At 62.5% G+C, this 18669-nt stretch carries 17 protein-coding genes; 8 read left to right on the top strand and 9 right to left on the bottom strand.

Annotated elements, in window-relative coordinates; genetic code table 11:
- Positions 1-39 precede the first annotated feature (39 nt).
- Together hmpA and ACQY7R_RS23075 are read left to right on the top strand one after the other, a co-directional pair.
- Positions 40-1275, top strand: coding sequence for an NO-inducible flavohemoprotein (gene hmpA, locus ACQY7R_RS23080; RefSeq protein WP_428307907.1), 1236 nt, complete (start codon positions 40-42; stop codon positions 1273-1275).
- A gap of 91 nt (positions 1276-1366) precedes the next feature.
- Positions 1367-2137: a copper homeostasis protein CutC gene (locus tag ACQY7R_RS23075; RefSeq protein ID WP_428307906.1), complete on the top strand. Its 771-nt coding sequence runs from the start codon at positions 1367-1369 to the stop codon at positions 2135-2137.
- Positions 2138-2144: 7 nt separating this feature from the next.
- Here ACQY7R_RS23075 and ACQY7R_RS23070 read toward each other — a convergent pair whose 3' ends face one another.
- Both ACQY7R_RS23070 and ACQY7R_RS23065 read right to left on the bottom strand, forming a co-directional pair.
- The gene (locus ACQY7R_RS23070; protein WP_428307905.1) at positions 2145-2522 is read right to left on the bottom strand and encodes a response regulator; all 378 of its coding nucleotides are present in this window, start codon (positions 2520-2522) and stop codon (positions 2145-2147) included.
- A 214-nt stretch (positions 2523-2736) separates the two neighbouring features.
- Complete coding sequence (locus tag ACQY7R_RS23065) at positions 2737-3012, bottom strand: GlsB/YeaQ/YmgE family stress response membrane protein (RefSeq protein ID WP_428307904.1); 276 nt, start codon at positions 3010-3012, stop codon at positions 2737-2739.
- Between the two features lie 233 nt (positions 3013-3245).
- Between ACQY7R_RS23065 and ACQY7R_RS23060 the strand changes: the two genes are divergently transcribed.
- On the top strand, positions 3246-3413 hold the full coding sequence (locus ACQY7R_RS23060; RefSeq protein ID WP_428307903.1) for a DUF1328 domain-containing protein: 168 nt from the start codon (positions 3246-3248) through the stop codon (positions 3411-3413).
- Positions 3414-3482: 69 nt separating this feature from the next.
- On the opposite strand, the gene ACQY7R_RS23055 is transcribed toward ACQY7R_RS23060, so the two are convergent.
- Positions 3483-5075: an N-acyl-D-amino-acid deacylase family protein gene (locus ACQY7R_RS23055; protein ID WP_428307902.1), complete on the bottom strand. Its 1593-nt coding sequence runs from the start codon at positions 5073-5075 to the stop codon at positions 3483-3485.
- Between the two features lie 160 nt (positions 5076-5235).
- On the opposite strand from ACQY7R_RS23055, the gene trpB reads away from it, so the two are divergent.
- From trpB to ACQY7R_RS23035, 4 genes are all read left to right on the top strand, one after another.
- Entirely contained in the window at positions 5236-6462 is a 1227-nt protein-coding gene (trpB, locus tag ACQY7R_RS23050) for a tryptophan synthase subunit beta (protein ID WP_428308915.1), read from the top strand.
- A 15-nt stretch (positions 6463-6477) separates the two neighbouring features.
- The gene (locus ACQY7R_RS23045; RefSeq protein WP_428307901.1) at positions 6478-6855 is read left to right on the top strand and encodes a hypothetical protein; all 378 of its coding nucleotides are present in this window, start codon (positions 6478-6480) and stop codon (positions 6853-6855) included.
- Positions 6842-7642, top strand: a complete 801-nt coding sequence (trpA, locus tag ACQY7R_RS23040; RefSeq protein ID WP_428307900.1) for a tryptophan synthase subunit alpha — start codon at positions 6842-6844, stop codon at positions 7640-7642. Before ACQY7R_RS23045 ends, trpA begins: the two co-directional genes overlap by 14 nt.
- Positions 7643-7983: 341 nt before the next feature.
- Complete coding sequence (locus ACQY7R_RS23035; RefSeq protein WP_428307899.1) at positions 7984-8523, top strand: hypothetical protein; 540 nt, start codon at positions 7984-7986, stop codon at positions 8521-8523.
- A gap of 137 nt (positions 8524-8660) precedes the next feature.
- Here the strand turns inward: ACQY7R_RS23035 and ACQY7R_RS23030 are convergent, their stop codons facing one another.
- The 6 genes from ACQY7R_RS23030 to ACQY7R_RS23005 form a co-directional block, all read right to left on the bottom strand.
- Positions 8661-9446: an SGNH/GDSL hydrolase family protein gene (locus tag ACQY7R_RS23030; protein WP_428307898.1), complete on the bottom strand. Its 786-nt coding sequence runs from the start codon at positions 9444-9446 to the stop codon at positions 8661-8663.
- 90 nt (positions 9447-9536) lie between these two features.
- The gene (locus tag ACQY7R_RS23025; protein ID WP_428307897.1) at positions 9537-10553 is read right to left on the bottom strand and encodes a GH25 family lysozyme; all 1017 of its coding nucleotides are present in this window, start codon (positions 10551-10553) and stop codon (positions 9537-9539) included.
- A gap of 219 nt (positions 10554-10772) precedes the next feature.
- Positions 10773-12026, bottom strand: coding sequence for an endonuclease/exonuclease/phosphatase family protein (locus ACQY7R_RS23020; RefSeq protein WP_428307896.1), 1254 nt, complete (start codon positions 12024-12026; stop codon positions 10773-10775).
- Positions 12027-12102: 76 nt separating this feature from the next.
- The gene (locus ACQY7R_RS23015) at positions 12103-13236 is read right to left on the bottom strand and encodes an EAL domain-containing protein (protein ID WP_428307895.1); all 1134 of its coding nucleotides are present in this window, start codon (positions 13234-13236) and stop codon (positions 12103-12105) included.
- Positions 13237-13245: 9 nt separating this feature from the next.
- The gene (locus ACQY7R_RS23010; protein ID WP_428307894.1) at positions 13246-16596 is read right to left on the bottom strand and encodes a tubulin-like doman-containing protein; all 3351 of its coding nucleotides are present in this window, start codon (positions 16594-16596) and stop codon (positions 13246-13248) included.
- 22 nt (positions 16597-16618) lie between these two features.
- A complete protein-coding gene (locus tag ACQY7R_RS23005; protein ID WP_428307893.1) occupies positions 16619-17941 on the bottom strand; it encodes an AAA family ATPase in 1323 nt (440 codons plus the stop codon).
- A 205-nt stretch (positions 17942-18146) separates the two neighbouring features.
- On the opposite strand from ACQY7R_RS23005, the gene mobB reads away from it, so the two are divergent.
- Positions 18147-18662, top strand: coding sequence for a molybdopterin-guanine dinucleotide biosynthesis protein B (mobB, locus tag ACQY7R_RS23000; protein ID WP_428307892.1), 516 nt, complete (start codon positions 18147-18149; stop codon positions 18660-18662).
- The last annotated feature ends 7 nt before the right edge of the window (positions 18663-18669 follow it).

The raw sequence follows: 18669 nt of genomic DNA, 5'->3' as shown, positions 1-18669 counted from the left end.
GCGTCATTTTCTTTCGCACCTTCAACGCAGCAGGTTGCCATGCTCACCGACCAGACGATTGCGATTGTTAAGCAGACCGCCCCCGCGGTCGCCGCGAATGCCGAGGCGATCACCCGCCGCTTCTACGCGCAGATGTTCGCGGGGAACCCTGAAGTGAAGGCCTTTTTCAATCAGGCCCACCAACATTCGGGCGGCCAACAGCGGGCTCTTGCCGGCGCGATTTGCGCGTACGCCGCCAACATTGATAACCTCGGCGCCCTCGGCCCGGCGGTCGAACTGATTGCCCAGAAGCATTGCTCCCTGGGCATTCAGCCGGAGCATTACCCGATTGTCGGCAAGTACCTGCTGCTGGCGATCGTCGACATCCTTGGCGACGCCGTGACGGAAGAAGTCCTGGCGGCGTGGGGCGAGGCGTATGGATTCCTCGCGGGGATTTTCATCGCTCGCGAGGCGGAGATTTATCGCGAGCAAGCGGCGGCGCCGGGCGGCTGGAATGGCTATCGGTCGTTCGTCGTCGATCGTCGCGAGGTGGAGAGCGACGTTGTCGTGTCGCTCTACTTGAAGCCGGCCGATGGCCGTCCGATCGCGGCGTTCAAACCGGGGCAGTATATCACCGTGCAGGTCGATCATCCGGTCACGCCGACGTCGCCGCGGAACTACAGCCTCTCCGATCGGCCGGGGCGCGACTACTATCGCATTAGCGTGAAGCGCGAAGCGAGCCCTGCGGCAGGCGCGCCGGGCGGGTTGATCTCGAACTATTTGCATGACAATGTGCGCGTGGGGGACAGGTTGAACGTCGGGCCTCCGTGCGGGGAGTTTACGCTTGCTTCCGACACTGCTGCGACGACGCCGGTGGTGTTGCTCTCGGGCGGGATCGGCATCACGCCGCTGCTGTCGATGGCCCACGCGCTCGCGGCCGAAGGCTCTGCACGACCGCTTCACTTTGTGCACGCCGCGCGGAATAGTCGAGTGCATTCGCATGTCGACGAGGTTCGCCGATTGGCAGCCGCGGCGCCGAACGTGTCGGTGCACGTCCGCTACGATGCTCCACTCGCAGACGACGTCGCTGAGCGGCGTTGCAACAGCACCGGAGTCCTCGATGCGGCGCTCCTGAAATCGATCGCTCCGGCGCTCGACGCCGAGTATTACATCTGCGGGCCGAAGCTGTTCATGTCGAGCGTGATCCGCTCCCTGCGGGCGGAGGGCGTCGACGACGCGCGGATTCACTATGAGTTTTTCGGACCGAAGGCGGAACTAGCGACCACGGAGGCGTGAAGAGCAAGCGGGGACTCGTCGGCAGCCGGGAGCAGGCGATATATTGTGTCGCTCTGCTTCGCCCCATGCCGCCTACTGAACCGCCGACGCCATGACGACCGCCCTACCTGCTGAGAAAATTACCCTGGAAGTTTGCGTTGGCTCGGTGGCCGATGCGCGGGCTGCGATCACCGCCGGCGCCGACCGGCTGGAGCTTTGCTCGGGACTCGAGGTCGGCGGGCTGACGCCCTCGATCGGGTTGGTCGAGACGGTCGTTGCAGCGAGCAGCGTGCCGGTGATTGCGATGCTGCGTCCGCGGGCAGGCGGGTTTTGTTACGACGCGGACGAGTTCGCGGCGATGCTCCGCGACGCTGAACGATTTCTGGCGGCCCGCGCGGCGGGCGTGGCGTTTGGGATCCTCGATCAGCGGGGCCGCCTCGACGCCGCCCGCTCGCGCGAAATCATCGCCCGCGCGGGGACGCGCGACACGGTAATGCATCGGGCGTTCGACTTCACGGTAGACCAATTCGCGGCGCTCGATACGCTCATCGAATTGAAGGTAACGCGCATCCTCACCAGCGGCGGCGAACCGGCGGCACTGGCTGGCAGTGCGAAGCTACACGAACTAGCGACGCGGGCCGCGGGACGAATCGAGCTGATGGCGGGCGGCGGCATCAACGCCGACAATGTTGGCAACGTGCTGACCGCGTCGGGGCTGCGACAGGTCCACATCGGCGCTTCGGGGCCGGCGGATGATCGGTCGATCGCGCCGACGGCGTCGATCAATTTGTGCGATCAGCGGTTCTTCCACGGTGCGGAGTACCGCGTCGTCGTACAGAACAGCGTGGCGGCCACGGCCGCGGCCTTGCGCAACGCCTGTTAGTGCGACCTTACCGCCGCAACAGCGCGACGCGAATGGCGTCGCGAAGTTTGTCGACCGTAGCGGGCTTCATAATGCGCGTCACCACAGGTTCGTGCTCAAGCACGACCTCTTCGATGTCCGGGTGACCGGAGACGAGCACCGCGGGAATGCCGCGCTCGGCCAACTCTTCCGCCGCGGTGAGACCATCCATCACTGGCATGTCGAGATCGAGGATGACGAGATCGACATGTTGGTCAGCGCATGCTTGCAGTAGCTCGGCGCCGTTCGAAGCGGAATAGACGACTTCATGGCCAAGCAGCCCCAGCAAACGAGCCATTGTCGACCGTAGATCGGGTTCGTCGTCGGCCAGAGCGATCTTGACGCGGCCTGCCCCCTGTTCCGCCATATGTAGCTCCGTTGCCGCAATCACTGCTCAAGCTGCCTGGATCAAAGATGCTGCGAGAAAAGGGGCGCCCCGCCCGTGCGGAGCGGCGCTGCACCATCCGCGTAGGTGCATACCGTGTGCCGGCGTGGGCGCAGACCGCTCGCTAGAGCGGTCTACGCCCACACAATCAGGCCGCAGGGCCTATACGCACGATCGCCGTGGGGCGTTCGCCTAACTATTCAACCCGCTTGCCGCCCATTGCGGTCGCGCCCCACACCACAATGAGGGCGCCGACGATCGACATAATCCACCCCGCCCCCTGGAATGCTCCGCCATCGGGCCGATATCCGAGCGCCCACGCGATGAGGCCGCCCACGATTGAGCCGCCGATGCCGAGGGCGATGGTATTAGGGACGCCGATTTTCTGCTTACCGGGATATAGGGCCCGGGCGAGGAGCCCAATGACGAACCCGAAAACGATCCAAGAGATGATGGCGCCGACAGTGCCCATGGCACGACTCCGTTGCTCGATTGGAAACCAGTTGGAAGGGAACTCCTTGGTTGGAGAACGCTCAGCGGCTACGCAAACTTCGGGCCGGTGACGGTTATCCGGAAGAAGTGGCCGCCGCACGATATGGCACGGCGATTGCGTCCGCTAGCAATCAACGCCGCGGCGGTGGAAAGCTCGGGCATGGTTCCGACAACTGACCAAGGCATCATCTAGCGCTTGCTTCGGAGGACGCCATGTTACGCTGGGCACTTATTTTTCTGATCGTGGCTCTGGTGGCAGGGGCGCTAAGCCTCGGTGCTGTAGCCGGTACGGCCGCTTGGATTGCCAAGGTGCTGTTCGTTGTCTTCATCGTACTGTTCCTGGTGAGCTTGGTGGCGGGACGTCGTCCGCCTGTTGTCTAGCGACCAGAGCTAGTGCGACAAACGCACAGTAGAAGAAATAGCAGAGAAGGTTGAGCCGACGAGTTGCTCTTATTGCGGAAGCTTCGACATATGTCGCAGCGCCCGACCTGAGAGCGACTTCGTCGGCTCGCCGTTTCTAATGGCTGCTTTTCCGTTGACGAAGACCCACGGAATTCCCTGTGGCGCTTCGAATGGTTGATCGAACGTTGCGCCGTCGATGATCGCCTCTGGGTTGAAGACAACCACATCGGCGAATTGGCCGGGCTTCAGGTAGCCACGGTCGACGAAGCCGAGCACGTCTGCGGGCAAACCGCTCGCACTTCTTACCGCCTGCTCGAGCGGCAGCACCTTTTCTTTGATGGCGTAGTAGCCAATCTTCCGCGGGAACGTGCCGAAACTACGCGGGTGAACCATGTCGCCGCTCGGTTCTTTCACCGAGCCATCGGAGGCAGTCGCGACCCAGGGGCGCTGCATCACGAAGCGGACGTCTTCTTCTGTCATGCCGAAGTTGATCGCCGCGGGGCTGCCGTCTCTCAGCAATTCGATGGCGACTTCGATCTGGGGCCGGTCCTCGGCGGCGGCGATTTCGTGGATCGCCTTACCGGTGTATTCCGGTTTCGGACTGTACGAGACGATGCGAACGCGGGGGCGTTCATCGAGCGCGATCTGCAGAGCAGGGCGGATCTTTTCAAGCTGCGCTGGATCGGCGAGCCTCGCCATGGTCGCTTCGCGGCCACCTTCGCGGGCCCAATCGGGGAGGAGCATCGCTTCGAGCGACGTACTGCTGGCGGTGTAAGGGTACTGGTCGGCAGTGACGCGTTGGCCCGCAGCTTGGGCGTCTTCGATCAGCTTCGCGGCCGCGCGGACCATGCCCCAATACGGTTTGCCGGAGGCCTTCAGGTGAGAAACGTGCACCGGCGTATTCGCGCGGCGGCCGATTTCGATCGCTTCGCTCACCGCTTCTAACAGGGCGTTGTCTTCGCTGCGGATGTGGCTGGCGTAGATGCCGCCGTGCCGGCCAACCGGCTCGGTCATCGCGGCGAGCTCGTCGATCTTCGAATAAGCTCCCGGGATGTAAATGAGGCCGGTCGCGATGCCCCAGGCGCCTTCGCGCATCCCCTTGTCGACGAATTCTTGCAGCTTGGCCAACTCTTCGGGCGTCGGATCGACTTGCCGGCGGCCGAGCACCAAGGCTCGGGTGGAGCCATGCGGGATAAGGTGGGCGATGTTTGTGCCTGCGCCGTGAGCGTCGATCTCGGCGAGATACTTGGCGACGTCGACCGCTCCGCCGCCGCAGTTGCCGGTGACCAGCGTCGTGCAGCCTTGGCGGATGTAGTTTTCCGCGGTGCGGGTTTCGTCGGCGACGATCGATTCGTCGCTGTGGTTGTGGAGGTCGATGAACCCAGGGGCGACGATCAGGCCGGTGCAGTCGATCGTTTCGCCGATTTTGCCCGGCGTGAGTTGGCCAACCGCCACGATGCGGTCGCCGATGATGGCGACGTCGGCAGTCACGGCTGGCGAACCTGTGCCGTCGAGGACTTGTCCCCCGCGGAGAAGAATGTCGGCGTCGACTGGCGGCGGGGTTTGAGCGGTTACCACGCGGGTCGATGCCAGGACAAGCAGAATTCCAGCCCACAGGCCGGCGGCTAAAACCCGTCGCATCACGGTTTCACCCAATGTTTTCAGCCCCCGACTCATCTTCTTGGCGTCTCCAGCCTCTAGAAAAGTGATCTCGCGCGAACCGTCGACTCCCCCGCCTTGCTAGATCGTCGGCCGCCATCGACAATCGGGGGTTGGAGGAATCTGAACGGTGAGCACCAATATAACAAACAGCGCTGCAAAGCGTGACGCCGCGGCGACCGTCCCCGACAATCAGGGGCGGTTTGGCAGCTTCGGCGGACGATACGTCCCGGAAACGCTTGTCTACGCTCTCGACCAACTCGAGGCGGAGTACAAGAAGGCGCGGGCCGACGCTGCCTTTCAGGCGGAACTCGACGAACTGCTGAAGTACTTCGTCGGGCGGCCGTCGCCCCTGTACCACGCCAAGCGGCTGAGCGAGCAGGTCGGCGGGGCCCAGATCTGGCTGAAGCGGGAAGACCTGAACCACACGGGCGCCCACAAGATCAACAACACGATCGGCCAGGCGCTGCTTACCCTGCGGATGGGGAAGAAGCGGGTGATCGCCGAGACGGGCGCCGGGCAGCACGGGGTCGCGACGGCGACGGCGTGCGCCCACTTTGGCCTGCCGTGCGTCGTCTACATGGGCGAGGAAGATATCCGTCGCCAAGCGCCGAACGTGTTTTCGATGAAACTGCTTGGCGCCGAAGTTCGCCCTGTGACCAGCGGCAGCCGCACGCTCCGCGACGCCGTGAACGAAGCGATGCGCGACTGGATGTCGAGCGTCGGCGACACGCACTACATTCTCGGCTCAGTGGTGGGGCCGCATCCGTTCCCGATGATCGTCCGCGACTTCCAGGCGATCATTGGCCGCGAGACGATCGAACAGTCGATCGAGCGGATCGGCCGGCTGCCGAACATGGCGGTCGCCTGCGTCGGCGGCGGCAGCAACGCGGCTGGGATGTTCTACCCGTTCGTTGAGCACAAGAACGTCGAACTCGTCGGTGTTGAAGCGGGCGGCCGAAGCAACGATCCCGGCGAGCACGCGGCGCCGCTTACCTACGGCAGCCCCGGCGTGCTGCACGGTAGCTTCAGCTACGTGATGCAAGACGAGGATGGCCAGACGAGCGACGTTCACTCGATGTCGGCCGGCCTCGATTACCCCGGCGTCGGCCCCGAGCATAGCTACTGGAAGGATGCCGGGCGCGTTCGATACACCAGCTGCCGCGACGACGAGGCGATGCGGGCGTTCGATGCATTGGCTTCGACCGAGGGGATCATGCCAGCGCTCGAGAGTTCGCACGCGATTGCCAAAGGAATGGAACTGGCGAAGGGCCGGGCGAAGGACGACGTCATTGTGGTTTGTCTCAGCGGGCGCGGGGACAAGGATGCGAGCGAGATTGCTCGGATTAAGGGCGTGAAGTTCGGGTAGGCCGCAGGACCTCGCATGGACAATACTCTCTGGCTGATCGTCGCCATCGCTGGAGTCATGCCGCTGGCTTGGCTGGTCGCCGAATTCCAGCCTCGAGTTTGGTTGCGAATCGTACTAGGCCTAGGAGCCATGCTCGGAGTCGTTTGCTTGGCCTTTTTTGCGATGGTCGGAGCCCGCTTCGAAACGAACTCGTACTACAGCTTCACTAGCCAGGAATTTATCGAAGCCCCGATCGACGGCTTACAGAACGGCGACCCCAAGTTGGTGCTGAAAGAGCTGCAGTCACTGAACCAGAAATTCACACCGACATACGAAAGCAGCAATCAGTACCAAGAACTGGTACATGCTTACTCGAAAAGACTTAAGGACCAACGCTCGAATGAGCTCGATTGATCAACTCTTCGCCAAGCTCCGCTCCGAGAACCGCAAGGCGCTCATGCCGTTCATTACGGCGGGCGATCCCGACGTCGCGTTCACCTCTGCTGTGCTCCAGGAACTGGTGAAGCGGGGCGCCCACATGTGCGAGGTCGGCATTCCGTACAGCGACCCGATCGCCGACGGGCCAGTGATTCAGGCGTCGTACACGCGGGCGCTCGAGAAGAAAATCAAGCTACGCGACATCCTGAAGATGCTCGGCGAGACGACGCCGAAGCTCGCGGCCCCCGCGGTGACGATGGTCAGCTATGCGATCGTTTATCGCCACGGCGTCGAAAAGTATTGCGACGACGCCAAGGCCGCTGGCGTGGCGGGGCTGATTGTTCCCGACCTGCCGGTGGAAGAATCGCCTCACCTGCTGAAGATCTGCAGCGATCGGGGCCTTAGCCTGATTCAGTTAGTGACGCCGCTGACGCCGCGCGACCGGGCCCTGCGGATTTGCGAGACCTCGACCGGGTTCGTCTACTACGTCTCGGTCGCCGGCATCACTGGCGAGCGGACGCAATTGCCGCCGGAACTGGCGGAAAACGTCGCCTGGCTGCGTGAGCAGACTAAGCTGCCAATTTGCATCGGCTTCGGCGTCAGCCAGCCGGAGCATGTGCGGTTGCTCGCCCCAGCCGCCGACGGCCTCATCGTCGGCTCGGCCATCGTCCGCCGCATCGCCACCGCCGCTGAGCGGCCGCGCGAGGAGGTGCTTAAAGAAGTCGGCGACTACGTCGAGACTCTTATTAAGGCGCTTCCCTAAAAGACTAACCACGAAGACACAAAGACTCGAAGGAGTGCACGAAGGTTAAGGGGCGCTCACCGCCCTTTGTGGGCATTCCTTCGTGCCTTGGAGCCTTTGTGGTGAGATCTTTCCGGCAAACTGGATTTGACCGGCGCAGCGAACCGAAATTATAATTGAGCGGGTTGGGCCTCTCGCGTGGATCGTGAGTCGGCTCGATCCCGCCCTATATAGCGACCCACCATCCGGTGGTTGGGTCGTCCGCTTCTGTTCGACGCTCACCACCGGAGACGCCTGAGGGATCAAAGGCGTCTGGGTCGCGGTACTGACACGTTCCGCCACCGCCTTAGGAGCGTCTGCCGATGACTGCTGATCTGCCCGACCGAAATGAGCTGCTGCGCCGGTTCTTCGCCGGCGTCACTGAGCACGCGTTCGCGGTTCGCATGGGGGTCGCCGACCCGCCGCTCGTCGACTACGTCGCCGAGATGCTCGTGCGATTCGTGCGCAACGATGCGATGTACGGAATGCGAACGCCGCGCGGCGAGCGACTAATGCAGGTAGCCGACATGCTGGCCGAGGCGCAAGCTCGGCAAGGTTCTGCCCGACGGCGAGCGCATCGCCACATCGGCGACTTCACGCTCTTCTGGCTCGGCGTTTACCCAGAAATCGCCAAGCGGATGCGGCAGGGAAGGGCGGACAGCCTCATCGACTACCGCGATCAAGGAAAGCGCAACTACCTGCTGGCGAGCACTCTGCCGCCGGCCGTGGAGGAACCGGCGACCGATGAGGTGCTTAAACGGCTGAGCGACAACTTTGAGCTCTGCGTCTACGGCCTCGGCGAAGTGCGGCGGCAGTGGGAGCAGCGTGAAAGCGACGGCGATGCGCCGTTGCTGTTCGGTTGATTAGCAACGCGAATCAGCGAGCCGGGGCGTCTCGCCCCCGGCGTTTGTTTCATTTCTACGCTTTTTTGTTTTACTGAAACATCGCAAGCGCGCCGGGGTCGGGACGACCCGGCTCGCTTATGATGATTGAAGAACGCTCACACACTGCCGCCGTCGACGACGCGGCGCCAGGTGTGCGCCATCAGCGCCGCTCCATCAGCCGAGGGGTGCACGCCGTCGCCGGCCCAGCGTTCCGGCGGTGCAATTTTGGACGCTTCGTCGAACATCGTCTGGAACGGCACGAAGATCGCCCCAGCTTGCTCGGCGACTCGTTTGGCAGCGGCGCGGTAGCCGTCGAATTTCGGGAACCACGCATCGGTCACAGCGCCGCAGCGAAGGACGAACGGCTCGCAGATGACAAGCGTCGTGTCGGGGAGCGCAGCTTTCGTCTTCTTGACAAGGGCGTGGTAACCCTCTTCGTAGATTTCAGCGGTTCCATTCTCGCCGCGGTCGAACGTCCGCCAGATGTCGTTGACGCCGATGAGGATGCTCAGCACGTTCGGCTTCAGGTCGACGCAGTCGGCTTGCCAGCGCTCGTCGAGGTTGGGAACCTTATTGCCGCTGATGCCGCGGTTGAAGATCTTGATGCCGTCGCCAGGGCGATCGACCAGCAACTGCGAGGCGGCGAGCCAGGCGTAACCGTTACCCAGGGCAGGTTGCGAGTTCGCCTCTCCCGCTGCTTCGCGACTGCGGCCGGCATCGGTGATCGAGTCGCCTTGGAACAACAGCGTAATGCCCGGCTTCAACGGCGAACCAGCGGCAGCTTCCGCTCCTTGCGCCCGCCCCTGCAGACCGTGAGCCGCGGCAAGCGTTGCGGCTCCGATGGCGGCGAAGCGACGGCGAGAAACGACGGAGCGCGGGCTGAGCGATTCTTCGTGCGGCATCGATAAAGCTCCCGGAAGACGAGTGAGAAGACTGCCGATAGCGTAAGCCAACGAGCGGCAGCCGACTAGCGTCTCTCGGAGTGGTCGATGCTACATTCTGCGACGCCGGAAATTCAGTACCGCCAGTCCCGCGGCAATTGCCAAGGTTACGGTTGCCGGTTCTGGAACCGCCGACACGCTGGCGACGGCTGCCGCTCCGCTAAATCCGCTCTTCCAAATTTGGAGATCGTCGGCGTTCACCAGTTTGTCGCCGTTGGCGTCGCCAGTGGCGAGCGAAACGCCTGACGTGCGTCCGAAATTGCGTTGCCAGATGAGAAAGTCATTGCCATCGACGGTTCCGTCTTTGTTGAAGTCGCCCGTAGGAGGGACGGCAAGAAACTGCGTCAGGAACTCATCCATCGTTCCTTGGTAGACGTCGCGATCGACATTGCCGGTAATTCCCGAAACGCTTCCGGATTGAGTGTACTGCCAGATATCCCAGCCGTCCCAGACGCCGTCGATCGAGGCGGGCGGAATTGCGGGCGGGGAGTAGTTGTAGTTAGCAACCCACAGGTCGTACTGCGTGAGATCCGTCGTGAAGTAAGTTGCGGCGTAGCTGGTATTGCAATAAATGATTGGATCCATCCCCAGACGGTTCTGGACCACTCCGATAAAATCTCGCACCCATTCGGAGATGTACGCTTTGTTCGCGGCGGTCGTACTCAAGCCGGGGGTATTCTCGACGTCGAGCACCGGCCTTAAAAACCTTCCCGGCTGCTGGTAGTACGGCGCGATCGCGTCAACGAAATCATTGGCTTCGTCAATCGCGTCGTTGGGATTCGACGTGTTGCTGTTGATGCGCCCGAAGTGATAGGGACCGACATAGACGCCCGCATTACTGGCGTTCGTCATGTGCTTCGTGAAGCTGGCGTCGACAAAATCAACGCCTTCGGTCGCCTTTACGAAAGCGAACATCGTTCCCGCGTTTTTCAGCGACGTCCAGTTCGCACTCGACTGATAATTGGAGACGTCGATTCCATAGGTGTACTGCGCATTGCAGGTGCTATGGGCTACGTGAAAGGCGAGGACGGCGCAAACAACTGACAACAGGCGGGCGGTAGAACGCATATCGGTTCCAGGGCGGCGGGCGGATCGTAGGGCGGTACGGGGCTCCTAAGCCGATTCTACGCAACCGACGCCAAATGCACCTCGCGCCCGCCCGTGATTCCTACAATTTTGCGCACAGGCGCACCCTGGCTGCGCTCGCAGAAGATTAACCTGACGGTTCCTACAGCCGATCGCCGAGTTGCGATCGCATGCGTCTAGTAGCTGCGTTAGGCGACGATCTCAGTTGAGCTTGAACGTCGCCGAGATCGGATTGTGATCCGAACCGCTCGTTTCGATCGAACCTTGCGGCATGCGGAGCGACCCCTTGATGTACTGCTTTTGCATCGCAGGCGAGCAGAGAATGAAGTCGATCACCGAGCGGTACTCGCCCGTGTTGTAGGTCACCGCTTCGGGGTCTTGCTGGTCGCTGCCAGCCGACCAGAGCGCCTTGTCGCCATTGCCGACGATCGTCTGCAGCGTCTGGCTCTCCGGCGTGTCGTTGAAATCGCCGGTAACAATGATGCGGGCCTCGGGGTTCTCCGCTAGATCCGCATCAAGCAGATGGCGGACTTCACGGGCTTCGGCAAGACGGATCGGTTCGGCCGCCTCGCGGCCGCCAGCGTTGCTCTTCAAGTGAACGACCCATACATCGAACGGCTTCGCATCCTTGGGTTCGAGCGTCACTGCGAGCACGTCGCGATTGAAGCGAGCTTCGCCGCCGTCGTGTCCCTCGAAACGCAGATGACGCCGCGAGCGGACTTCACCGACGGGGATGCGGGAAATCAATCCGACGTCGATGCCACGGCCGTCGTTGCCTTCGAACAGCACCACGTCGCGGTAACCCATCTCCGGCAGGAACGTATTTACGAACCGTTCCAAGTAAAACCGATTCTCCACCTCTTCGACGGCGATCACGTCGGCGTTGAGGGCACGAATGCTTGCCGCCAAGTGCTCCAATTGAGCGCGGGGCTTGGCAGGCGTGCCTTCATCTTCCTTGTAGGGGTCATCGTGCTCGTCGAATAGATTGAGGACGTTGTATGCCGCCACCACGACTTCGCCCGGCTTCGACGCTACCGCCGCGTTCTGCTTCGGCTTCGTCGTCTTGGGCAGCGCGTCGAGAACCTCAATTTGCTCAGGGCTCGTCACCACAATCTGCGGCTGGTCCTTGAACATCGACACGGTACCGCGAATGCGAACGATCTTGCCGTTGTACATCTCGCTGGGCGGCTTCGGAAAATTCGTCAGCTTGTCTGAGAAGATCACGCCAGCGAAACGGACCGGCCGTTGCGTATCGAAGTTGATGAAGGTGATCTTGCCGACGGTTGGCACGCCAATCACTTTGCCGCAGACGTACGCCACCTGTCCGACTAGCGGCCGAGCGTCTTCCCACATGACGACGGGGCGGCCTTCTTCGGGAGCGATCGCGGGTTGAGCCCACGCTGAAGAGGCGACGAACGACAGGGCAACGGCGACAAACAACGACCACGGCTTCATCGAGGTTCCTCTCAGCAGGACCGCCTGTGGGGGAAATGAAAGTTCCCTCCAAGATACCGGCCGCCGAGCCTCGGGCCTATAGTCGCCAGGGCGTCACGCGGGCCTCGCACGTCGTGAACGTCCCGGCCGATGCGGGCGTTCCGTAGTAGAAGCCTTGGCCGTAAACGAAGCCCATGTCCTTACAGACGGCGTGCTCCTCGGCCGTCTCGACGCCTTCGGCCAGACTGACGATGCCGAGATCGGCGACAATCTTCACCAAACTTTCAAGCATTTTTTGCCGTTCGGCGCTCGCGTGGTCGATGCCGCGCACCAACTGAATGTCGAACTTGAGATAATCGGGCGGCGCGTCGCCGAGTTCCACCAACCTCGCTTGGCCGGCGCCGAAGTCGTCGTAAGCGAGTTGCATGCCGAGTTCGGTGAGCAGCTGTCGTAACGCTCGCATTTGCGGAACGCTGGTCGCCGCCGCTTCGTGAATCTCTAACACGAGAGCTGCACTTGGGGCCGCTGCGCGCAGTTCGCGGAGCGACTTCTCCAGCAGGGACTCATCTTCCAGCTCGGCGGGATGGGTGTTCACAAACACCAAAGGATTGGAGGGCAGCGATAAGGCTGAGCGGACCCCCTCGTCGCGCAGCATCCGGCTGAGTTCGCCTTCAAGGTCGAGCAGCGCCGCCGCCGAGAACATCGCGTGCGGCGTCTTGAGCCCGAACAGCGGGCTTCTCCCCAACACTTCAAAGCCAATCGTCCGCTGGCTACTCATCTCCACAATTGGTTGGTAATGCGGCAGCACGGCGCGTTCTGCGATGAGTTTGTCGAACTGAATCATCGCTAGCGCGCGATCGGTCGAATCGCCGGCGATTGTTTTGCAGTCGACGTAGCCGCGTTGCTCCGTCACGCGGAATACGATCTCGGCGATCTGCAGCAGATCGCCCGCATGGACAGCCGCCTCGCCCGTGACGCGCGTGCCGTTGACGAACGTGCCGTTGGTGCTTCCCAAGTCGCGGACCACTAGTCCGCCGCTCTCCGAACGCAACTCGGCATGCTGACTCGACACCGTCGGGCTGGCGATCGTGAGCGTGACGCTGGGGCTGCGTCCGATGACAAAGGGCCAACTCGCGATGGTCACGCTGCGCGCAATCTGATCGGCTCCCAGCTGCCCCGTTAGGAGCCAGGTTACGTCGTTGCGCGGCGATATGGTTGGCGGATTCGTCATCAATTCCATCTACAGCACTTGCGTCATCGCCATCGGCGACGCTTCAAACGGGACGGCGGCCACCGCAGGCATGCGGCGCGGAGGAGCGGCCAGCGGAATCCAATCGACGTCGCAGCGACTGCTCACTCGATCGGCAAACTCCAAGCAATCTCGACGGCGGTCGACCAAATCGAGCGCCGTCCGCGACGGCGATAGGTTCCACGATTCGACGCAGCGGACTGTCTGCGAACCGACGCCTACGAGCGTCGTCACGCCGTTCGCGCTCGCCTGCTGCACAGCGATCCCCGCGATAGCGCTGGGGCGTGTTTCTAGCACCGCGTACGTTGAATTTAGCGGCAGAACGTGCGGCAGTTGGCTTGAATCGATCCCAGGATCACTGGCATCCGTTTCGGCGGCGAATGAGGCGCCAGCGGCGAGCGTCGGCGAACTGGCCAATTGCTCGGCCTGCCGCGTCGCGGCCTTCGTTAGTTCGACGACCAGTTGCTCTCGCACCCGCGGGCTGCCCATCGCCACCGCGATGAGTCCGCCGGATGGCTGCGTGAATGATTGCTCAAGCCGCTCGTCGACGCGATCGCAAAGCGACGTGAGTTGCTTCGATAGTAGTCCGGTAAAAGCGCTCGGCTCTCCTTGCGGCGCATCAGCAGGGAACCGAGCGAGCATCCCCTTAAGTTGCCGGGCGAGTTCGCCGATGCGATCGCCGACGCCGCGCAGCTCCGCCAACGCACGTTTGGCGACGAGCGCCACCGCCAGCAATGAGTGCTGATCCGTGCGGAGATCGCGATAGCCGTCGCATAGTTCCTGTTCGCGCGCCGTCGACGCGCTCGTGTTGCTTCGCTCGCGCTGCCAGCGATCAATCTGCATCGCCATCGCCGCCGCTTGCTGCGAAAGTGCCGCGGCGATTTTCGATGCTTCGGCGTCGAGCTGCTGCAAATCTCCGCGCCACCGACCAATGGCAGCCTCGGCGCCAGGCACGCGAAGCCCCAGCGAATCAACTTGCTCCATAACCTCCGTCGACATCGTGGCGGCAATCGACTGGGCAATCGGCGCGGCGACTTGCTCTAGCGGCCGGCCACCGACGAATGCTCCAGGGCGATCATCTGGCGCTGCGAAGTCTGCATTGACGGCGGCGATTCGCTCGCTCAGCCCCATCTCCGACCGTTGCAGGCTCGCCGAATCGGCGAGAGTCTGCGTGATCAGCTTGCGTGTCTGCGACGCCAAGTGCTCAAGCGTCGGCAGCTGACTTGCCGGCGCATCGCCTGCCACAGCAGTCGGCGCTACGTTCTTGCCGGCTTCGCCGTTAGTTCGCACGCCCAACCAGCGACAGACCACCGAACGGCTAATCAACTGAGCGGCGGCTTCAATGGCGTCGTCGGCCGCAGCGGAGACGGTCGTTACGGCGAACGATCGCAAGGTGGCTTCGTCGCCCGGCTTCGCTTGCTCGCGGCAGGCGGCGAAGAACTGCTGGGCTGGCGTCACCGCGTCGAGGTAGAGATACTCGGCCACGTCGGCGGTCGCCTCGCTCCATGCCTCTTCCTTGAGCCCATCGCCCAAGTTGAGGAAGTAAGCCGCATCGAACGCCTTGCAGGCTGGCGCGAGCGCCGGCAGCCCGCACGCTTCGTCGCCGGGATAGGAGCCGGCTGCTCGATGATAGTGGTTGTATTCTCGCAGCCACGCGCACGAGTTCACGCGAGCAAGTTCCGCTTGCCGCGGATCACGATCAGTCGAGTGTAGGAACAGCCCCACGACTTCGCCGTCGTCGATGCCGAGCGTCGCGAGTGCGGAGCGAATGGCGTAACCGAGATCAAGCGACATTCCGCTGCCAGTACCGCCCGACACGGACGCGACCAAATAAATTCGCGGCGATGCGTTGCCAACGTCTTGAGCAGCGACGGCGCCCTGAATCGCACCAATCAGGCGTTCCTCGACGCGCTGTGCGTGATCGACGAAAGCCAAACGCCCCAACGGACGAAGGCCCTCGGTCCGCAACGACTTGGGAATATTGTAAAGCCAGCGGCGACTCAACCACCGCATGAGCAGCGCCGAGTCTTCGCGGTATTCTTGCGGGCGACGGAGCGGCAGCGCCATCGCTTCGTTTGGTCGCAGAGCGTTGCGCTCGTTTCCTTGCAGCGCCGCCGAGATCTCGCGCGGATCACTGTCGAACAGCAGCAGTTGGACGGCAGCGGCCGCCTCTTCGCTGAGTTCTCTCGCCACGCGTGCGCGGAAACGGCGCATCACGCAAGCTGCCGCACCGCCGATGCCGATCACCAGCGTCGGCCGGCTTGAGAATCCCTCTGCGGAGAATTCCACCGCATCGACGCGGTGCGGCTCCGCGGGTTCGTCGGGCGCCTGCTCAGCAGCTCCCCACTCATTCGCGGGATCGCCCCAGGCTGCTTCGAATTGCGTTTCCGCATGCGGGCCGGCGAATAGCGGCTCCATCGGCCCAGGGCGCTGTTCAGCGCGGCGTTCCGGCAAAGCGGAGCCGAAGTCGCTAAACGTCCGGCCGTCCGACGGTTCAGGGCCAGCGAATTCGGCCGCATCGCTTGGTTGTGCACTCGCGCTTGATTGAGCGAGCAATGCGTCGATCATCGCGCTACAGTTTGGAAATCGCTGCGTCGGATCTTTCGCAAGCGCTCGGGCAATCGCGAACCGATCCGACATTGGCAGCGGAGCAAGGTTCGCTTCGCCCTGCAAATGCTGCATCGTCAGTTCGGCGGCATTCGCGCCAGCCAGCGGCGGCGTGCCGGTGAGCATTTCCTGGTAGACGACCGCCAGACTGTACTGATCGCTGCGAGCGCCCGGCATCCCTTGAAACACTTCGGGCGACGAGTAGAGCGGGGTCAATCCGCCGACGAGCGACGCCTGCGTCTTGCCGACCTCTTTCACGAGGCCGAAGTCGGCGACCTTCACGTGCCCCGCGACGAGCAGCAGGTTCTCCGGCTTCACGTCGAGATGCTGCAGCGAGTGCCGTTCGCTGAGATAGTCGAGCGCTTCCGCCGCATCGTGCATATAGCCGAGCAACTCACTGCGTGGGATGCCGGGCAGCCCTTGGCGACGGCACTCGTCGTAGCGGTCCTTCAGGCTCGAGTCGGCCAGCTCGGTAACGATGGCCAAGCGGTCGTCGACTACCTCAATGCGTTCTAGCGAGAGTAAGAATGGATGCCGTACCGACTTGATGCGATGCAGAGCCCGCAGTTCATGCTCGGCACGGCGGTCGTTGAACGAGCCGAAAATAAACTTGACGGCCTTCGGCACGCCGCCCGGCGCCTGCGCAAGCCAAACCTCGCCGTAGCCGCCCGCGCCGAGACGCGCGGTCAGCGTGTAGCCAGGCAGCGTCGGCGGTTGGCGGTCGGAGTCGTGCACGAGATCATCCAGCGATGGTTAACTAACCGTTGAGAGCGGTGAAATAGCTTTTGGCGACGCGGTCGAGCAATTGGGGCGTCAGCTGCATCGGCGTATCGTTGAAGACGCAGTAGTTCCCCGCCGCCGCCAGCAAATCGCGGGCATGACAACGACGCAGCGGTCGGCCGTACGGCCGGTAGTGAGTTTGCACCAAATAGTCGACGGCCTGCGGCTGATAGGGGCAGCCCATCGCCAAGCAGGCTGATTGGAATAACTTGCGGAACTCTTCGATCGACGGGTCCACGATCTCGATCTTGTAGGGAATGCGTCTGAGGAACGCCTCGTCGGCCAGATCGGTTGGTTCGAGGTTCGTCGAAAAAATGATTAACTGATCGAACGGAACTTGAATCTTCTTGCCGGTAGCAAGCGTCAGGTAGTCGTGCCGATTCTCTAGCGGGACGATCCAGCGGTTGAGCAGCGCCGCCGGTTCAATCCGCTGCCGACCAAAGTCGTCGATCAGCAAGCAACCGCCATTGCTCTTCATTTGCAGCGATGCTTCGCTGACATTCGTATTCGCATCGTGGCGAATCTCGAGGCTGTCCATCGTCAGCTCGCCGCCGACGACCACCGTGGGGCGGCGAATCTTAATCCAACGTTGATCGTGAGCAGCGACTTTAATGATGTTCGACTCGGTCGCCCGTACCGCTTCGTGAAACGCGGCGTCGTACAACTTGATGATCTGGCCATCCTCGACGATCGTCTGCGGAATCCACATGTGCTGGCCGAAGCAGCGCGTGATCCGCTTGGCGATTGTCGTCTTACCGTTGCCCGGGAAGCCGTACAGGAACAGCCCCGCGCCAGAATTGATCGCCGGGCCCAGCAGTTCCATCGTCGGGGCATCGACAGACACGTCGCCAAACGCCTGTTCGACGTCGCGACGACGCACCGCTTCAGCGCGAATCGTCTGCGCTTCGACCGACACGATGTAATCGTCAAGCGGCACGGGCGCTGGACCGACGTAGCTGCATGCCGCTGCCGCGACGCGAGCACGTTCGGCGGCGACGTCGGTGAGCGCGTAGTAGTAGTCGCTCAGTTGCGACTGGCCTTTATGAATCAGCATCTGCCTGCCGCGAAGGCTCAGCAGAAGGTCTTCGAGCAGACGGAACGGCAAACAAATCCGGCCGGCAATCTCGCGTCCCGACGCCGAACCGACCTGCAGCAAGTATTTCAGAATCAGCGTCTCGATCACCACGGGCGAAAGGCCCGTTTCCTCGAGCGTTTGCGGCTCGGGAGGTCGGTACGCATCGCCGCCTAACAGCGATTCGAGCAGGTCGTCTTTCGGTGGTTCCAGGGTGCTTGCGCGCATACGATGTCCGCCAGGGGGAGCAACAATCTCCATTCATGTAAACTTAGGTTACAAGTGGAATACCGTAGGGGAGCCGCGACGCTTATCTTGAGACGTGGCCGCACAATCGCGTCAACCCGACCGATCACGGCAAATCGCCTGAAAAACGAGCCGTTCGGCCATCCGCAATCGCTAATCTTCCCTGCAAATTCGGCTATCTCGATCGATGAAGCGCATCCACATTCTCGGCCGCAAGAACAACGGCAAGACGACGCTGATGGTCGAGCTCGTCGAGCATCTGACAGCGTGCGGACTGCGCGTCGGTACGATCAAGCACACGCACCATGCGCATGAACTCGACACGCCCGGAAAAGATTCGCACCGACATCGCGAAGCGGGAGCGTGCGTTTCGGCGATCCTGTCGCGGTCGATGAATGCCGTCTTCTGGCCTCCGGAATGGCCGCGCGAAGAAGCGCCGGCAGATGGCGCCTACGATCGCTACGCGGAATTTGCGCCCCACTTCGCCGACTGCGACCTTGTGCTCGTCGAGGGCGACACGACCTGCGCGGGGACGAAGATCGAAGTCTGGCGGGCCGTGGTCGGTTCGGAACCGATGGCGCCGTACGACCCGCAGATCAAGGCGATTGTGAGCGACGACGCGATCGACCTGCCGATTCCGCGCGTGCCGCGTAGCGACATCGCCGCGATCGCCGCGAAGGTGCTGGAACTAGCCGGCGTATAGCGGCAAG

Origin of the sequence: Lacipirellula sp. (assembly GCF_965279485.1) — a bacterium.
Classification (GTDB): Bacteria; Planctomycetota; Planctomycetia; order Pirellulales; family Lacipirellulaceae; genus Lacipirellula.
Note: the sequence above shows the minus strand (reverse complement) of the source record. Positions and strands in the feature narration are given on the sequence as shown.